The 15,451-nt window shown below is 59.7% G+C and carries 14 protein-coding genes; 6 read left to right on the forward strand and 8 right to left on the reverse strand.

Features of this window, described 5'->3' with window-relative positions; translation table 11 throughout:
• The first annotated feature begins 88 nt into the window (after nt 1–88).
• The 5 genes from EA797_RS02170 (at nt 89) to EA797_RS02190 (ending at nt 6,583) form a co-directional block, all read left to right on the forward strand.
• On the forward strand, nt 89–247 hold the full coding sequence (locus EA797_RS02170; RefSeq protein ID WP_122163549.1) for a YqaE/Pmp3 family membrane protein: 159 nt from the start codon (nt 89–91) through the stop codon (nt 245–247).
• Between the two features lie 213 nt (nt 248–460).
• Nucleotides 461–3,964 (forward strand): response regulator, encoded by a 3,504-nt coding sequence (locus EA797_RS02175; protein ID WP_122163550.1) that lies wholly within the window; start codon nt 461–463, stop codon nt 3,962–3,964.
• A 1-nt stretch (nt 3,965) separates the two neighbouring features.
• On the forward strand, nt 3,966–4,784 hold the full coding sequence (locus EA797_RS02180) for a CheR family methyltransferase (protein ID WP_122163551.1): 819 nt from the start codon (nt 3,966–3,968) through the stop codon (nt 4,782–4,784).
• Nucleotides 4,781–5,383: a chemotaxis protein CheB gene (locus EA797_RS02185; RefSeq protein WP_122163552.1), complete on the forward strand. Its 603-nt coding sequence runs from the start codon at nt 4,781–4,783 to the stop codon at nt 5,381–5,383. The genes EA797_RS02180 and EA797_RS02185 overlap by 4 nt, the downstream gene beginning before the upstream one ends.
• 3 nt (nt 5,384–5,386) lie before the next feature.
• Nucleotides 5,387–6,583, forward strand: coding sequence for a hybrid sensor histidine kinase/response regulator (locus tag EA797_RS02190; protein ID WP_122163553.1), 1,197 nt, complete (start codon nt 5,387–5,389; stop codon nt 6,581–6,583).
• 15 nt (nt 6,584–6,598) lie between these two features.
• On the opposite strand, the gene EA797_RS02195 is transcribed toward EA797_RS02190, so the two are convergent.
• From EA797_RS02195 to EA797_RS02220, 6 genes are all read right to left on the reverse strand, one after another.
• Nucleotides 6,599–7,252, reverse strand: a complete 654-nt coding sequence (locus tag EA797_RS02195; RefSeq protein ID WP_122163554.1) for an HAD family hydrolase — start codon at nt 7,250–7,252, stop codon at nt 6,599–6,601.
• Nucleotides 7,252–8,253, reverse strand: coding sequence for an ABC transporter ATP-binding protein (locus EA797_RS02200; protein WP_122163555.1), 1,002 nt, complete (start codon nt 8,251–8,253; stop codon nt 7,252–7,254). The genes EA797_RS02195 and EA797_RS02200 overlap by 1 nt, the downstream gene beginning before the upstream one ends.
• Nucleotides 8,254–8,417: 164 nt before the next feature.
• On the reverse strand, nt 8,418–9,215 hold the full coding sequence (locus EA797_RS02205; RefSeq protein ID WP_122163556.1) for an ABC transporter permease: 798 nt from the start codon (nt 9,213–9,215) through the stop codon (nt 8,418–8,420).
• A complete protein-coding gene (locus tag EA797_RS02210) occupies nt 9,202–10,113 on the reverse strand; it encodes an ABC transporter permease (RefSeq protein WP_244214052.1) in 912 nt (303 codons plus the stop codon). The genes EA797_RS02205 and EA797_RS02210 overlap by 14 nt, the downstream gene beginning before the upstream one ends.
• Nucleotides 10,110–10,913, reverse strand: a complete 804-nt coding sequence (locus tag EA797_RS02215) for an alkaline phosphatase family protein (RefSeq protein WP_122163557.1) — start codon at nt 10,911–10,913, stop codon at nt 10,110–10,112. The genes EA797_RS02210 and EA797_RS02215 overlap by 4 nt, the downstream gene beginning before the upstream one ends.
• Before the next feature lie 107 nt (nt 10,914–11,020).
• Nucleotides 11,021–12,079, reverse strand: a complete 1,059-nt coding sequence (locus tag EA797_RS02220) for an ABC transporter substrate-binding protein (protein ID WP_122163558.1) — start codon at nt 12,077–12,079, stop codon at nt 11,021–11,023.
• A 347-nt stretch (nt 12,080–12,426) separates the two neighbouring features.
• Here EA797_RS02220 and EA797_RS02225 point away from each other — a divergent pair, with 347 nt between their 5' ends.
• Nucleotides 12,427–13,143, forward strand: a complete 717-nt coding sequence (locus EA797_RS02225) for a UTRA domain-containing protein (RefSeq protein WP_122163559.1) — start codon at nt 12,427–12,429, stop codon at nt 13,141–13,143.
• A gap of 200 nt (nt 13,144–13,343) precedes the next feature.
• On the opposite strand, the gene EA797_RS02230 is transcribed toward EA797_RS02225, so the two are convergent.
• The gene (locus EA797_RS02230) at nt 13,344–14,387 is read right to left on the reverse strand and encodes a hypothetical protein (RefSeq protein WP_122163560.1); all 1,044 of its coding nucleotides are present in this window, start codon (nt 14,385–14,387) and stop codon (nt 13,344–13,346) included.
• A gap of 9 nt (nt 14,388–14,396) precedes the next feature.
• Entirely contained in the window at nt 14,397–15,443 is a 1,047-nt protein-coding gene (locus EA797_RS02235; protein WP_122163561.1) for a hypothetical protein, read from the reverse strand.
• Nucleotides 15,444–15,451: the final 8 nt, after the last annotated feature.

A 15,451-nucleotide genomic window follows, 5' to 3' on the forward strand; every position in this document is an offset into this window, starting at 1 on the left:
ATTGCAGCGTATAAGTGAACCCCTATCCGGCAACCCGGTCGATTCACAGTAAGCCTGCACGGCAAAACCAGACCAAAGGGGAACCACAATGGACTTGATCCGCATCATCATCGCGATTCTGCTGCCACCGCTAGGCGTTTTCCTGCAAGTCGGCCTGGGTGGCGCATTCTGGCTGAACATCCTGCTGACCCTGCTCGGTTACATCCCGGGCATCATTCATGCGGTATGGGTCATCGCTCGCCGCTGAGTCGCCAGATGCGGCACCGAGCCCGGCCAATCAGCCGGGCTTTTTTGTGCTTGCAAGCGAGGCGGTGTAAAGTCCCCGGTCGACTGCGTGTCTGGCGGCATCTCACGCGAATCACCTTGAACTTGACGGGATCGGAGCGTGCGCTTGACAGCGACGCAACTGCCCGCGCTGCCGTGGGTCTCTGTCTTGGCACAGGGCCTGGGAAGGAACCAGATGGGCGACTCTTTCATCGATCAGAATAATTTCAAGCGCATCCTCAATCGCAATGTGGCGGTGCCGCTTGGCGTTGGCTTTCTCAGCGCCTTCTTCTTCAGTGCCATCGTCTATTTCCTGCTCAACGTCAGCCATTGGGTCGAGCGCTCTGTGGCGGGCGTTGCGTATGCCCATGATGTCTTGAAGGTGACGGGCGACCTCGAGGCCTCGATGCGGGGTTACCTCATTGCAGGGGAGGAGGTGTTTCTCGAGCCCTATCGAAACGAACTGCCCGTATTCAACGAGCTGCTGGCCCAACTCAAGGAGTACGCGAGCGATGATCCGGTCCAGCTGAATCGTGTTGAGCGCATCGGTCGCCTGCACCAGCAGTGGGTGGGCTTTGCTGAGGAGGCAATTGCACGCCGTGCCAATGGCGAGCCTATCGTCGAATACGTGCGCAGCAAGCGGGGGCTTGAGCTGAAAGAGGAACAACGCCGTCAGCTCAACGAATTGATTGCTCACGAACGTGAGGCCCGGGCCAAGCGCACGGATACATCGGAAACCATCACCACCATACTCGTCGGCAGCTTTCTACTGTTCAGTCTGATTTTCAGCGGCTTGCTGGTTTACTTCGGGCGGCGCGATCTGTTCAGCCTCTCTGAAAGTTATGCTGCGTCGCTTCAACAGCAGCAGGCCCACGCCGCGGCGCTGGAAAAGCAGGCCTGGTATCGCACCGGTCAAACCCAGCTCAGCGAATCGCTGATCGGCGAGCAGGCCCTGCCGACCCTTGGCCAGAACGTGCTTACCTTTCTCGCGCGTTATCTCGATGTGGCAGTAGGCGCGCTGTACGTCACGCAGGACAGCAAGTTGCGGCGGGTGGCAGAGTTCGGCTGGGACAAGGACAGGCTGAACAGTGACCGCACGCTGGAGATTGGCGAGGGGCTGGTAGGCCAGGCCGCGCTTGAGCGTCGTGTGATGCGGCTGGACAACCTGCCGCCGGGTTACCTGAAAGTGAGCTCGGCGCTGGGTAGCGCTGAAGCCACCTCAGTACTGATCTTCCCGGTCGAAGACAGCGGAATGCTCAACGCAGTGCTGGAAGTCGCCTTCCTGAGGCCACTGCGTGATGAGGACAGCGAGCTGCTCAGCCGGGTCAGAGATAACATCGGTTCGGCTATCGAGGCGGCACGTTACCGCCAGCGGCTACAGCGCATGCTGGCCGAAACGCAGCAGCTCAACGAAGAGCTGCAGGTGCAGCAGGAAGAGTTGCGCGCGGCCAACGAAGAGCTTGAAGAGCAATCCAATGCCCTGCGTGAATCCCAGGCGCACATGGAAGAGCAGCAGGCCGAGCTCGAGCAGACCAACGAGCAGCTCGCCGAGCACACTCAGCAGCTGGCCCGACAGCGTGACGAGGTGGATCTCAAGAACAACCGCCTGCACGAGGTGCAGCTGATGCTCGAAGAGCGCGCCGATGAGCTGCAGCGGGCCAGCCGCTACAAGTCGGAATTCCTCGCCAACATGTCCCATGAGCTGCGCACGCCACTCAACAGCTCGTTGATTCTTGCCAAGCTGTTGGCCGACAACCCGGAAGGCAATCTGCATGACGATCAGGTGCAGTTCGCTCGCTCGATCTACTCGGCCGGAAATGACCTGCTCAACCTGATCAACGACATCCTGGACATCTCCAAGGTCGAGGCGGGCAAGCTGGATGTGCGCCCTGAATTGCTCATCCTGACTCGTATGGTCGATGGCCTGAAAAGCCTCTTCCTCGCCCAGGCGCTGGAGAAGTCGCTGCAGTTCAATGTGGTGCTGGACGAGGGTTTGCCATCTAGCCTCTACACCGATCGCCAGCGTCTGGAACAGATCCTCAAGAACCTGCTCTCCAACGCATTCAAGTTCACTGAGAAGGGTTCAGTAGAGCTGCGGGTGTCGCGTCGTGATAACGAGCACATGGCCTTTGCGGTCCACGACTCGGGTATTGGCATTCCATCGGACCAGCAGCAAGTGATCTTCGAAGCATTCCGACAGGCTGACGGCACCACCAATCGGCGCTACGGCGGTACCGGGCTGGGCCTGTCGATTTCCCGGGAGCTGGCGCAGTTGCTGGGTGGCACCATCGAGGTCAGCAGCGAGCCGGGCGCAGGCAGCGTGTTTACCTTGATCGTGCCGGAAAACTACACCGAGCCGCAGGCGGACGAGTCGGAGGAAATCATCCCCGCGCCGACCCAGCCGACAGTCGCGGCGATTGCCGCCGCTGAGCCACCCACAACCCAGCGCATCGAGCCTGCCCGTGAGTACGCCCTGCCCACGGTGAGCGATGATCGCGGCGGCTTTCCCTTCAGTGAACGGTCGGTGCTGGTCATCGAGGATGAGCCACAGTTCGCCAGCATCCTCCGCGACCTGGCTCACGAGCTCAAATACAGCTGCCTGATCGCACACAATGCTGACCACGGCTTCGATACCGCCGTCCAGTATCGACCCGACGCCATCCTTCTCGACATGCGCCTGCCGGACCATTCCGGGCTGACCGTGCTCGAACGCCTCAAGGAAAATCCGATCACCCGGCATATCCCGGTACATATCGTGTCCGTTGAAGATCGCAAGGAAGCCGCGCTGCAGATGGGCGCGATCGGTTACGCAACCAAGCCGACCACCCGCGAAGATCTCAAGGAGGTCTTCGGCCGCCTTGAAGCCAAACTGGCGCAGAAGGTCAAACGCATCCTGCTGGTGGAGGACGACGCACGTCAGCGTGAAAGCGTGTCGCGCCTGATCGAGGATGTGGATATCGAAATCACCGCCGTGGAGTTCGGTGAGCAGGCGTTGGAGCTGCTGCGTTCGACCGTCTTCGATTGCATGATCATCGATCTCAAACTGCCGGACATGGACGGCCACCAGCTGCTCGAACGCATGGCGCGCGAGGATATCTGCTCCTTCCCTCCGGTGATCGTCTACACCGGGCGCAACCTGACCCGTGACGAGGAAGCGGCGCTGATGAAGTATTCGCGCTCCATCATCATCAAGGGCGCACGTTCACCGGAACGCCTGCTCGACGAGGTCACGCTGTTCCTGCACAAGGTCGAGTCCGACATGCCGCCGGAGCGGCAGAAGATGCTCAAGAGCGTGCGCAGCCGCGAAAAGGCGTTCGAGGGCCGCAAGATCCTGGTGGTGGACGACGACGTGCGCAACGTCTTCGCCCTCACCAGCGCGCTGGAGCAGAAGGGCGCGCTGATCGAGATCGCCCGCAACGGCCATGAGGCCATCGCCCAGCTGCAGAACGTCAGCGATATCGATCTGGTACTGATGGACATCATGATGCCGGAGATGGACGGTTTTACCGCCATGCAGGAAATCCGCAAGGACCCGCGCTTTGCCAAGTTGCCGATCATCGCCGTGACCGCCAAAGCCATGAAGGATGATCAGGACCGTTGCCTGCGCTCCGGTGCCAACGATTATCTGGCCAAGCCGATCGACCTTGACCGACTGTTCTCGCTGATTCGTGTGTGGCTACCGAAGGTGGAGCTGCTCTGACATGCCAGACCGCAATCAGGCCATCGAACTGAAGCTGCTGATCGAAGCGATCTACCTGCGCTACAGCTACGATTTCCGGGACTACTCCAGCGCCTCGCTCAAGCGGCGGGTACTGCTGGCGCTCAAGCAGATGCAATGCGAGAACATCTCGGAGCTGCAGCGCAAGATTCTCTATGACTCACAAGCGTTCATGGACCTGCTGCAGTTCCTCACCATTCCGGTAAGCGAGATGTTTCGCGACCCCAGCTATTACCTGGCGCTTCGCGAACAGGTGGTGCCGGTATTGCGCACCTACCCGTCGCTGAAGATCTGGATTGCCGGCTGCAGCACTGGGGAGGAGGTCTATTCCATGGCAATCTTGCTGAAGGAAGAGGGCTTGCTGGATCGCACCATTCTCTACGCCACCGATATCAACCCACGTTCGCTTGAGCGCGCACGCCAAGGGATCTTCAACATAGACCACATGCGGCAGTACACCGGCAATTATCAACGTGCCGGTGGCAAGTGCAGCCTGAGCGATTACTATACGGCCGCCTATGACTCCGCAATCATGGATAAGTCCTTGAAAGATAGGGTGACTTTCGCTGATCACAGCCTTGCTACAGATAGCGTTTTCGCCGAGACGCAGCTGATTTCCTGTCGCAATGTGTTGATCTACTTCAACAAGCCTTTGCAGGATCGCGCCTTCGGACTGTTCCGCGAGTCGCTCTGTCACCGAGGATTTCTGGGTCTCGGCAGCAAGGAAACCGTCGAATTCTCAGGCTATGCCGAGCGCTTCGAGGCCTTCGACAAGCAGGAACGGATCTTCCGCAAGCTATGACCAGCACGGCCCATGATGCTTTCGCCAAGCTGTCCGGACGTCCCGTCGATGCTGTGGTGATTGGCGCGTCGGCTGGCGGGCTGGCGGCGCTCAGCGCATTGGTGACAGGGCTGCCGGCTAAGTACCGTTTGCCGCTGTTGATGGTCCAGCACGTGCCGCGCACGGGGCCCACTCAGCTGGTGGAAATCTTCCAGCGCAAGACGGACCTGCGCGTCACAGAACCGGGTGATAAGGAACCGGTGCGCGGCGGAACCCTGTATTTTGCGTCTCCGGGTTACCACCTGCTGGTCGAGAGCGACTTGAGTCTGTCGCTCAGCCAGGACGATGCGATGCATTTTTCACGGCCTTCGATCGACGTGCTGTTCGAGTCGGCGGCCGATGTTTGGGGGGAACGGGTTGCCGGCATATTGCTGACAGGCGCCAATGAAGACGGGGCGGCCGGGCTTGATGCGATCAGGCAGGCCGGCGGGTTGACAGTTGTTCAGGATCCCGGCGAAGCCGAGGTCGCTACCATGCCACTTGCAGCACTCCAGCGCTTTGCGCCGGATTTCATTTTGCCCTTGCGTGATATCCATCGACTGTTGCGCGAACTGGAGTGACTCATGTCTGACCAAACGGATGAAGCGAACCTGCTGATCGTCGATGATCTGCCGGAGAATCTGCTGGCACTGGATGCGCTGCTCAAGGCGCCGGGCATTCGCGTGCACCAGGCAGAGTCGGCCGAGCAAGCGCTTGAACTGCTGCTCAGACACGAATTCGCGCTGGCGATCCTCGACGTGCAGATGCCAGGCATGGACGGTTTTCAATTGGCTGAGCTTATGCGTGGCACCGAACGCACCAAGCAGATCCCGATCGTCTTTGTAAGCGCTGCCGGCCGAGAGCTCAATTACGCGTTCAAGGGCTATGAAACCGGCGCTGTCGACTTCATGCACAAGCCACTGGATACCCATGCGGTGCGTAGCAAGGTCAGCGTATTCGTCGACCTGTATCGCAACCGCAAGCGGATGGCTCGCCAGCTCGAAGAACTCGAGCGCAGCCGTCGGGAGCAGGAAGTCCTGCTCAATGAGCTACGTAGGACCAAGGCCGAACTGGAAGATGCGGTGCGCATGCGAGACGACTTCATGTCCATCGTCTCCCATGAACTGAAAACGCCGCTCAATACCCTCATTCTTGAAGTACAGCTGCGCAAATTGCAGCTCGGACGCAACAACCTCGCCGCCTTCACCGAAGACAAACTGCGGCATATGGTCGACAAGGACGAGCGACAGGTGCAAAGCCTGATCCGCCTGATCGATGACATGCTGGACGTGTCGCGTATCCGCACCGGCAAACTGTCCATCCGCCCCACCGAAGTGGATATCGGCAAGCTGGTCGCCAGCATGGTCGAGAACTTCGCGCCGCAAATGGAAGCCAGTGGTTGTCCACTGTTGTTCCAGCGTCCCGAGTCATTGATCGGCGTATGGGACGAATTCCGCATCGAGCAGGTTGTGGCCAACCTGCTGACCAATGCCATGCGCTATGGCGCTGGCAAACCTGTGCAGGTATCGGTTTCACGCCAAGGCGAGTCGGCGTGCGTGGAGGTGCGGGATCAGGGAATCGGCATCAGTTCAAAGAGCCTTGAGCGGATCTTCTGTCAGTTCGAACGAGCCGAAGGCAGTGAAAGCAGTGCAGGACTTGGTCTTGGATTGTTCATCGCCGAGCAGATCGTCAAGGCTCACCAGGGATGCATTCAGGTCGAGAGCGAAGAAGGGAAAGGCGCAGTGTTCCGCGTGCTGCTGCCATTGAATGCTGGGGCCTGAATCGGCCCCTTGGGCTTATCTCCAGGCCAGCAGCGGCCAGCCTCTGGCCTCTGCCTGCTCCCGCAGGAGCGGGTCGGGGTTTACCACATGGGGATAGGTGACCTGCTCGAGCAACGGTAGATCATTGATCGAGTCCGAATAGAAGTGCGCGTTCTGCACCGATTCGCCCTGTTCTGCCGCCCACGCCCACAGTCGAGTGGCTTTGCCTTCTCGGTAGCTGAGCACGCCGCGCGTCTTCCCGCTGTAGAAGCCATGCTGTTCTTCCAGTTGAATAGCCAGCACATCCTGAATGCCAAGCCGTGCAGCCACTGCCTTCACCAGAAACTCTGCTGAAGCGGAAATGATGAGCACGCGGTCGCCGGCTTTGCGGTGTTCGGCAACGTGGCGCATGGCGTCGCTGTAGATCAGCGGCTCGATGACATCCTCGACAAAGGGCTCGACCACATGGGCGACCTCGTCGGCAGTGCGGCCTACGAGCGGAGCCAGGCTGAAGGCCATGTAGTCCTCCATCGCCAGCCGGCCAAAGGCGTATTCGGCCATGAGCTCGGCGTCCTTGCGCAGAAAAGATTCCCCGTCCACCCAGCCGATCTTGGCCATTTCATGGGCCCACAGGCTGGCGCAATCGCCGTCGATCAGGGTTTCGTCCAGGTCAAAAATTGCCAATGCCATCAAGCCACCTCATGAATTGCCGAAGCGTCGATGGTAAGGCTTACGTGGCGGCCGTGGGGATAGAGATCAGCAGCAGAGCGATTAAGTACATCTACCAGCAGCTCGACATCGCGTACCTCGACGCGGTAGCGGATCACATTGCCGAGCAGGCTGTGGCTTTTGATGACTGCGGCGATCCCTTCGCTGCCCCCAACCGTATTTGCCAAGGCAATGGCTTCAGGGCGGATCGCCACCTGCTTATCGATCGGACGTTGCAACAGTCGTGAAGCCACATCAGCGGTGAGCAGATTGTAGTTGCCGATAAAACCGGCGGCGAAGGCACTGACGGGCGCGGTGTAGAGGGTTTCGGCGTCCGCGCTCTGGACGATGCGTCCGGCGTTCATCAGCAGGATGCGATCTGAGAGGGTCAGTGCTTCTTCCTGATCATGTGTGACGAAGATAGTGGTCAGCTTCAGCTCTTGTTGGATCGCGCGGATCTGCTCGCGCAGATGCTTGCGGATCCGCGCATCCAGCGCCGAGAGAGGTTCGTCGAGCAGCAGCAGCCGTGGGCGCGTGACCAGAGAGCGCGCCAGTGCTACGCGCTGGCATTGTCCGCCCGAGAGTTGGCTCGGGTAGCGGCGGGCGAACTCGCCGAGCTCTACCATTGCCAGCACCTCGGCCACCCGTCTGGCGCTTTCGTCCTTTGCGATATTTTGCATGCGCAGGCCAAAGGAAACGTTCTGCTCCACCGTCATGTTGGGAAACAGCGCGTAGCTCTGGAAGACCATGCCGATCTGGCGCTTCTGCGGTGCAACTGGCACCAGGTCCTCGCCGTCCAGCAGGATCTGCCCGCCATCCACCTCGGTGAGCCCGGCGATGCAGCGCAACAGCGTGGACTTGCCACAGCCAGACGGGCCGAGCAGGGTGATCAGCTCGCCTTTGGCAATCTCGCAATCGATATCGCTGAAGACCTGGGTGTCACCATAGGTTTTGTGCAGGTTGCGGATGCTGAGGTAGCTCATGAATGTTCCTGTCTCGAATAACCGCAGCGGTGTTCGTGGTCCGCCGTAAAAGGGTGGGCAATGCGCTGCTCGGTTCAGTCGCCACGCTGCTGTGCCGTCTGGGGCGCTTCAGCCGCCGTCCAATAACTCCGACCCCGATCAGCCCCTCTCGTAAAGCCGGCACTTCAGGGCTGGTTTCGGCTCAACCGGGTTGCAGCCCAGGTAAACACGAGCACGAAGAAGAAGTAGGAAATCACCAGCGCACTGTTGAAGTGGCCGCTGCTGTTTTTCATGTTGTTCAGATAAACCTGCAAGGTTTCGTAGCGCGTGCCGACCAGCAAGTTGGCGAAGACGAACTCGCCGAACAGAAACGAGAACGACAGGAACAGCGACACCATCAGCCCCTTGCGCAGATTCGGCAGCACCACTAGAAACGCCGCCTTCCAGGTGCTGGCGCCGAGCAGATGGGCAGCATCCATCAGGTCGCGCAGATTGATTGCCTGCAGGTTGTTGCTGATCGCCCGGTACATGAATGGCAGCGCGATGGTGAAATAGGCGCCAATCAGGATCCATGGCGTCCCGACCATTGCCAGCGGGCCCGAGCCGTACAGCTGCAGCAAACCGACCGAGGACACCACCGGCGGCACAGCAAACGGCAGCAGAATCAGGATGTTCATCAGCCCGTCGAGCTTGGGGAAGTGATAATGCACCACGAACAGAAGCGGCAGTATCAGCACCACCGCCAGCGCTAGGGCACCCAGGCAGACCAGCAGCGACTGCGCGAACGCACGCAGGAAGCGCTCTTCACTCCATAGCTGCAGATACCAGTCGAAGGTCAATCCGTCCGGCAAGATGGTTGCCGACCAGCTGCTGGAGATCGAGTAGAGAAAGGTCGCGGCCAGTGGTAACAGCAGGATTAGGAAAAGCAGCCAGACCACCATGCGGTGGTACAGCGCACCGCGTTTCGCTTCAGCGGCTCGCATGGTAGCTCCTCCTGAGCAGCAACTGATGCGCCACGGTGATCACGCCCATCAATCCAACCAACACCATCGCCAACGCGCTCGCCATGTTCGGATCGAGGGAAATGTCTCCGGAAATCATCGCCGCGATGCGGATCGGCAATACGTTGAAGTTTCCGGTGGTGAGGTAGTAAACGGTTGCATAGGCCCCCAGCGCATTGGCCAGCAGGATGACGAAGGTGCCCAGAAGTGCAGGCGTCAATACCGGCAGGCCTATATAGCGCCAGTAGCTCCAGGTCCCCGCACCCAGCAGGGATGCCGATTCACGCCAGTCCTCGCGCAATGCATCGAAGGCGGGGTAGAGCAGCAGCACACCCAGCGGTATCTGGAAGTACGTGTAGAGCACGATCAGGCCGGTCTTGGAGTAGAGGTTGAAATCTTCGATGATCCCGGCCTGCTTGAGCAGGATCGTCAGTGCGCCGTTGAAGCCGAGCAGGATGACGAAGGCGAAAGCCAGCGGAACGCCGGCGAAGTTGCTGGTCATATTGGAAAAGGCCATGACGAAGTCACGCAACTTCGAATCGACCTGGCGCAACGAGTAGCTACCCAGGATCGCAATTACGATACCGAACAGGCTCGACCAAAAGGCGATCTGCAGGCTGTGCTTGATGGCTTGCAGATAGAACTTCGAGCCGAAGACTTTCTGAAAGTTGGCCAGGCCCCAGCCATCCGCGGTGTTCAGGCTGTTGAGCGTTACCCATACCAGCGGGGCAATCTGAAACGCGAGAAAAAAAGCGGCGAACGGCAGCAGGCACAGCAGCGCCAGCCATTTGCCGCGCGGTGCTCGCCTGCTTGCCGCGGTAAGGCTGGCGCCGTCTCGGATGGCCGCGGTCTTGAGGTTGTCTTCCAGCCGCGCTGTCATTTCAGCAGCGCCGGGCACAGTGGCTTGTCGTGCGGCACACCGAGCAGCTGGCACACCGTGCCGCACAACTCGGTCTGCCTGGGCTGGGCTGAAAGGTCGAGGCTGAAGGCCGAGCCCAGCACGAACAGCGGTACCTCGCGTTCCTCCGCAAGCAGGCCGTTGTGCGAGCGGTCGTTGTTCATGCCGTGATCTGCTGTAACCAGAACCTGATAACCGTCATCCAACCAGCGCTGCAGGTATTCGGCGAGCAGGATATCGGCGCGGCGTGCGGCGTTGCGGTATTGAGACGAGTCCAGGCCATACTTGTGGCCGGCGTCGTCGATGTTCATCGGGTGCACCAGCAGGAAATCCGGGTTATGTCGCAGCCGCAGGCTCTCCGCGTCGGCGAACAGGTGCGAATCGGGATAGTGGTCCTCGTAATAGAAATGCCCGTGCTGGATCGGTAGTTCGGGCGTCTCGCTGTGCCGGTCGCGTGCCGCCTGGAAAGGGGCGCGGTTATAGAGTTCGCTGATCCAGTGATAGGCCGCGGCGGCTGTGCTCAAACCGGCGTCGCGGGCGTAATGGAAGATGCTGCGCTCGGTGGACAGCCGCACCACGTCGTTATGTACGACGCCGCTGTCGATTGGTGGCACGCCGGTCAGGATGCATTCGTACAGCGGCCGGGACAGCGCAGGTAGCTCACATTGCAAGCGGTACAGCGCTCCTCGTCCGGCCAGGCAATAAGCCTGCAGATGCCCGAGCGCGTGCTCTGCGACCTGGTAGCCGAGGCCGTCGAGCACAACGAGGATGGCTTTGCTCATTGGACTTTTCCTATCAGGAGTGGGCTGCGTTCCGCGTCAGCCCACACGCTGGCGAGCTGACGCGGTACACCGCTCGTAACCCTACGATCTGGCCTTTTGGCTGCGGATCACTCCATTTCGATGATGACGTTTTCCTGCCACTGCTGTGGCAGGGCCTTCGACGTCGCTTCCCAGGCTTCAGCGTCTTCGATTGGCTTGACCTTGGCGTACTGCTCGTTCGGCAGCAGCTTGGCCTGCACCTCGGCGGGGAGCGTCAGATGCTCGGCACGAATCGGACGGGCATTGCCCTTGGCCAAATTGATTTGCCCGGCATCGGAGAGGATGTATTCGCGGGCGAGCTTGGCAGCATTAGGATGCTTGGCCCACTTGTTGATGATGGTCGTGTAGCCGGAAATCACCGAGCCATCCGAGGGGATCACCACTTCGAAGCGGCTAGGGTCGATCTGGTCGCGGTACGACAGGCCATTGAAGTCCCAGACCACACCGACTTCCACTTCTCCGCGCTCGAGCGTCTGGATCGTCGGGTTCGACAGCGACAGGCGGCCCTGCTTCGCGATTTCGGCAAAGTAATCCAGGCCTGGCTGGATGTGCTTCTCGTCCCCGCCGTTGGCGATGGCTGCGGCCAGTACACCGTTGACGGCCTGAGCCGCAGCGCTGACGTCCCCGATGGCGACCTTGTACTTGCCTTCCTTTAGCTCAGCCCATGAAGACGGCGTTTCCTTGACCAGTTGCTTGTTGACGATGAAAGCGATGGAGCCGGTGTAAGCCAGCATCCAGTGGCCGTCCTTGTCCTTGGCCCACTCGGGGATCTGCTCCCAAGTGCTCGGCTTGTATGGCTGGGTAACGCCCTGTTGGACAGCAATGGGCCCGAACGCGGCGCCGACGTCACCGATGTCGGCTGTGGCGTTATCTTTCTCAGCGGCGAATTTGGCGATCTCCTGAGCCGAACTCATGTCGGTATCCATGTGCTTGAGGCCGTACTTCTTTTCCAGGTCCTGCCAGGTGTCCTTCCAGTTGGCCCAGCTGTCCGGCATGCCAACGCTATTGACCTCGCCTTCGGCGCGAGCCGCGTCTTCAAGGCTTTTCAGGTCCGTTTGTGCAGCATTCGCCGAGGTCACCAGGGCGATCGCTGTTCCCAGCAGTGAAGCCAGCAGCAGTCGTTTCATCAGAAGCTCCTTACGCAGGTCATTGGTCTAGATCAGCAGGATGCGAGCCAAATTAGGGGGTGCAGGTGACAGTTTGATGTCGTTACCTCCGCCATCGCCTGACGGGCGACACTGCGGCTGGGGTGCCGTAGCAAGCCTAGCTCACCTGCAAAGCCTCGCCTGGAGGGGCTTTCATCAATTTCTTTGCGCCCGAGCAAATCGCTATTCGGATACCCGTGCCTGATGCTGTCGCTGCATTGTCATGCGGCAGTCATCCTTACCCACTAGCCTCATCGAGCATCAGCCAGGCAAGCGGAGGCAAATCTGCCCCCTTTTGGCTCTTGGACTAGTCCAGATGAGTAGAGACGATGCGTGATGAAGTGCCGCGGACGGTGACTGCGATCTGCAGTTCGCTTCAGGAGCAGATTGGGCACGGTTTGCTTCAGCCGGGGGGGCAGCTCCCCTCCGAACGCAAGCTAAGTGAACTGTTCGCCACCACTCGCATCACGCTACGCGAAGCGCTGGGGCAGTTGGAGTCCCTGGGCATGATCTACCGCGAAGACCGACGCGGCTGGTTCGTTTCGCCGCCACGAGTTCTTTACAACCCGCTGGTGCGTAGCCACTTTCACGCGATGGTGGGCGACCAAGGACGGTTGCCAGCAACCGAAGTGCTGTCTGCAAGGCTGCAACCGGCTACTGCAGATATCTGTTCACGGTTGGAGCTTGCGGCCTTATCGAGCGTTATCCAGATCCGCCGCGCCCGACGCATCGACGGCCGCCTAGTGCTCTACGTCGAGCACTACCTGAACCCCGTCTATTTTCCAGGCATCCTTGACTACGACCTGACCCGCTCACTGACAGAGCTCTATGCCAGCGAATACGGCATCCACTACGGCCGCGTCCGCTTCGACATGGTCCCCACCGCCCTCCACGCCGAAGCCGCCGCCACCCTGCGCACCGCCCCCGGCAGCCCAGCCCTGCGCATCACCCGCCTCAATCGGGATCAGCATGAGCGAATCATCGACTGCGACATGGAGTATTGGCGGCATGATGCGATTCATGTGTGTGTGGAGGTGCCGGAGTAGGGCTGCATGAGTTAGAGCTGTTGCGCTAGATGCCTGTCCAACTGTGTACTGACATGACCTGCCTCACCTGCTGCGGCGCAGCTTGGGCGGTGAAGCATGCCGCCCATTAGATTGATGGCCAGTGGCGCTGTAGGCCGGCGCTTGCGCTGCAGTAGGCAGTCATGAGTGCGTTCTTTGGGTTTTTTCGCGGATGTCACAGGTCAGTCGGCATATTGCACATGTCGAGCCATCAGGTTAAGGCGGCCAGTGATGTCGTAAGCGTTGACCCGTGCCAGATTCTGCGTCAGCCGCGCGTCCCATGTTTCGTCGTCCATATCGCGCCAATAGCGCTCGGGGCGAGCCGTACGGCGGTCATGTTCGGCTGTTACCGGATCCTGTGCGCGGTGCTGCTCGAACAGCGGGATATCCGGCAGTGGGCGGCTGGTGTCCATGTAGTTCTGCAGAAAGTCCCAGGCGGCGAAATGCGGCGCCATGCTGGAGTCCTTTGAAACGATGGGGCTGAGGTCGATGGCCAGGTCGTGATACCGATGCACCAGATGCAACTGATGCCAGATCAGGCCCTGCCGGTCTGGGCCGCTGCTGATATAGGCATCGAACTCATGAAAGGGGTAGGAGAACTCACCAATGGTGCCGCTGCGTTTGTGCTCGCCCATATTGTCGTAATCGAAGATAGTGACCATGCCGGTGCGGCGATTGAACTCCCACAGCGGGCCTTTGGAAGGGCGAACGACGCAGTTGGTCAGCTTGTGAACGACCAGGGAGCCTATGGCCCAGCAGGCGAGGGGGACTAAAAAAGTCCATGCAGTTTCCTTGATGATTGCCAGTAAGTTAGAGAGATATTCGTCATCTAGAGCAGCAGCACCTACCAGCCAGGTCAATGGTAGAAAAATCGCCATCACCCAAAAAACAAAGCGCCCCCCTACCCATAGATAAAACCAGAACAGGCTGCGTTTGGAGAGTGAAGCATGTCGATAGCGTTCGTGATCGATGACCTGGTGGTAATCCAGCAGTTCGTAGGCTTCTCGTTGCTCCTCCCCTGTTTCCAGCGCATGCTCGTAGCGTTCGACATCTCGCAGACCGGCGGGGGATGTATGGCTCAGCATGCTATGGGGCACGATGTCCTCGGTATGGCCCCAGGGCAGGCGCGAGCTGCCAAAGCGGAACAACCAACTGCGCTTGGTCGCTGCTGGCTGGTCGGGAATGCGCGCCGGCTGGTAGGCGCTGGGGCTGTAGTGGGCAGTCATGGGGTGCAATCAATCGGCATAACGCACATGGCGATCCATCAGGTTGAGGCGGCCGGTGATGTCATAGGCATTGACGCGGCCCAGATTCTGCATCAGTTGCGCTTCCCAGGTTTCATCGTCCATATCACGCCAGTAGCGCTCGGAGCGGCCCGTGCGGCGGTCATGTGCCGCCGTGGTCGGGTCGTTCGCGCGGTGTTTCTCGAACAGCGGGATATCCGGCAGCGGGCGGCCGATGTCCATGTAGTCCTGCAGAAAATCCCAGGCGGCGAAGTGCGGAGCCATGCTGGAGTCCTTGGGCACGATGGGGCTGAGGTCGATGGCCAGGTCGTGATAGCGATGCACTAGATGCAGTTGATGCCAGATCAGCCCTTGGCGGTCGGGACCGCTGCTGATATAGGCATCGAACTCATGAAAGGGATAGGTGAACTCACCGATGGTGCCGCTGCGTTTGTACTCGCCCATATTGTCGTAATCGAAGATCGTAACCATGCCGGTGCGGCGGTTGAACTCCCACAGCGGACCTTTGGAAGGTCGAACGACCCAGTTGGTAAACTTATTAACGACGAGCGAGCCTATGGCCCAGCAGGCTAAAGGGGGCCCTAAAAACCATGGGGCCGTTTCCAATACAACATCCCAGAATCCTGGTAGAAAACCAGAGGGGCTGTGGTAAGCGTCTACGGACCACGCGAAAGGTAGTAGAACCAAGAGCACCCAAAAAACAAAGCGCCCCCCTCCTAATAGATAAAACCAGAAGGTGGTACGTTTGGAGAATGGTGCATAGCGAATACGCTCGTGATCGTTGATCTGGTGGTAATCACGCTGCGCGAACTTCTCTTCCTGGCGAAGCCCGGCGGCCACGTCTTGTTTGTACTTCTCGTGGGTGCGCAACCCAGCGGGCTTGCTCTGCCGTAGCATGCTGAGTGGCACGATGTCCTCGGTATGCCCCCAGGGCAGGCGCGAGTTGCCAAAGCGAAACAACCAACTGCGCTTGACCGCTGCCGGCTGGTCGGGAATGCGCGAAGGCTGGTAGGCGCTGGGGCTGTAGGGGGCAGTCATGGGGCATC

Origin of the sequence: Stutzerimonas zhaodongensis (assembly GCF_003696365.1) — a bacterium.
GTDB lineage: Bacteria > Pseudomonadota > Gammaproteobacteria > Pseudomonadales > Pseudomonadaceae > Stutzerimonas > Stutzerimonas zhaodongensis.

What these genes read in the sequence shown, in the direction of transcription:
- EA797_RS02170 (WP_122163549.1), top strand. Translation starts at nt 89, where the DNA reads ATGGACTTGATCCGCATCATCATCGCGATTCTGCTGCCACCGCTAGGC.
- EA797_RS02175 (WP_122163550.1), top strand. Translation starts at nt 461, where the DNA reads ATGGGCGACTCTTTCATCGATCAGAATAATTTCAAGCGCATCCTCAAT.
- EA797_RS02180 (WP_122163551.1), top strand. Translation starts at nt 3,966, where the DNA reads ATGCCAGACCGCAATCAGGCCATCGAACTGAAGCTGCTGATCGAAGCG.
- EA797_RS02185 (WP_122163552.1), top strand. Translation starts at nt 4,781, where the DNA reads ATGACCAGCACGGCCCATGATGCTTTCGCCAAGCTGTCCGGACGTCCC.
- EA797_RS02190 (WP_122163553.1), top strand. Translation starts at nt 5,387, where the DNA reads ATGTCTGACCAAACGGATGAAGCGAACCTGCTGATCGTCGATGATCTG.
- EA797_RS02195 (WP_122163554.1), bottom strand. Translation starts at nt 7,252, where the DNA reads ATGGCATTGGCAATTTTTGACCTGGACGAAACCCTGATCGACGGCGAT.
- EA797_RS02200 (WP_122163555.1), bottom strand. Translation starts at nt 8,253, where the DNA reads ATGAGCTACCTCAGCATCCGCAACCTGCACAAAACCTATGGTGACACC.
- EA797_RS02205 (WP_122163556.1), bottom strand. Translation starts at nt 9,215, where the DNA reads ATGCGAGCCGCTGAAGCGAAACGCGGTGCGCTGTACCACCGCATGGTG.
- EA797_RS02210 (WP_244214052.1), bottom strand. Translation starts at nt 10,113, where the DNA reads ATGACAGCGCGGCTGGAAGACAACCTCAAGACCGCGGCCATCCGAGAC.
- EA797_RS02215 (WP_122163557.1), bottom strand. Translation starts at nt 10,913, where the DNA reads ATGAGCAAAGCCATCCTCGTTGTGCTCGACGGCCTCGGCTACCAGGTC.
- EA797_RS02220 (WP_122163558.1), bottom strand. Translation starts at nt 12,079, where the DNA reads ATGAAACGACTGCTGCTGGCTTCACTGCTGGGAACAGCGATCGCCCTG.
- EA797_RS02225 (WP_122163559.1), top strand. Translation starts at nt 12,427, where the DNA reads ATGCGTGATGAAGTGCCGCGGACGGTGACTGCGATCTGCAGTTCGCTT.
- EA797_RS02230 (WP_122163560.1), bottom strand. Translation starts at nt 14,387, where the DNA reads ATGACTGCCCACTACAGCCCCAGCGCCTACCAGCCGGCGCGCATTCCC.
- EA797_RS02235 (WP_122163561.1), bottom strand. Translation starts at nt 15,443, where the DNA reads ATGACTGCCCCCTACAGCCCCAGCGCCTACCAGCCTTCGCGCATTCCC.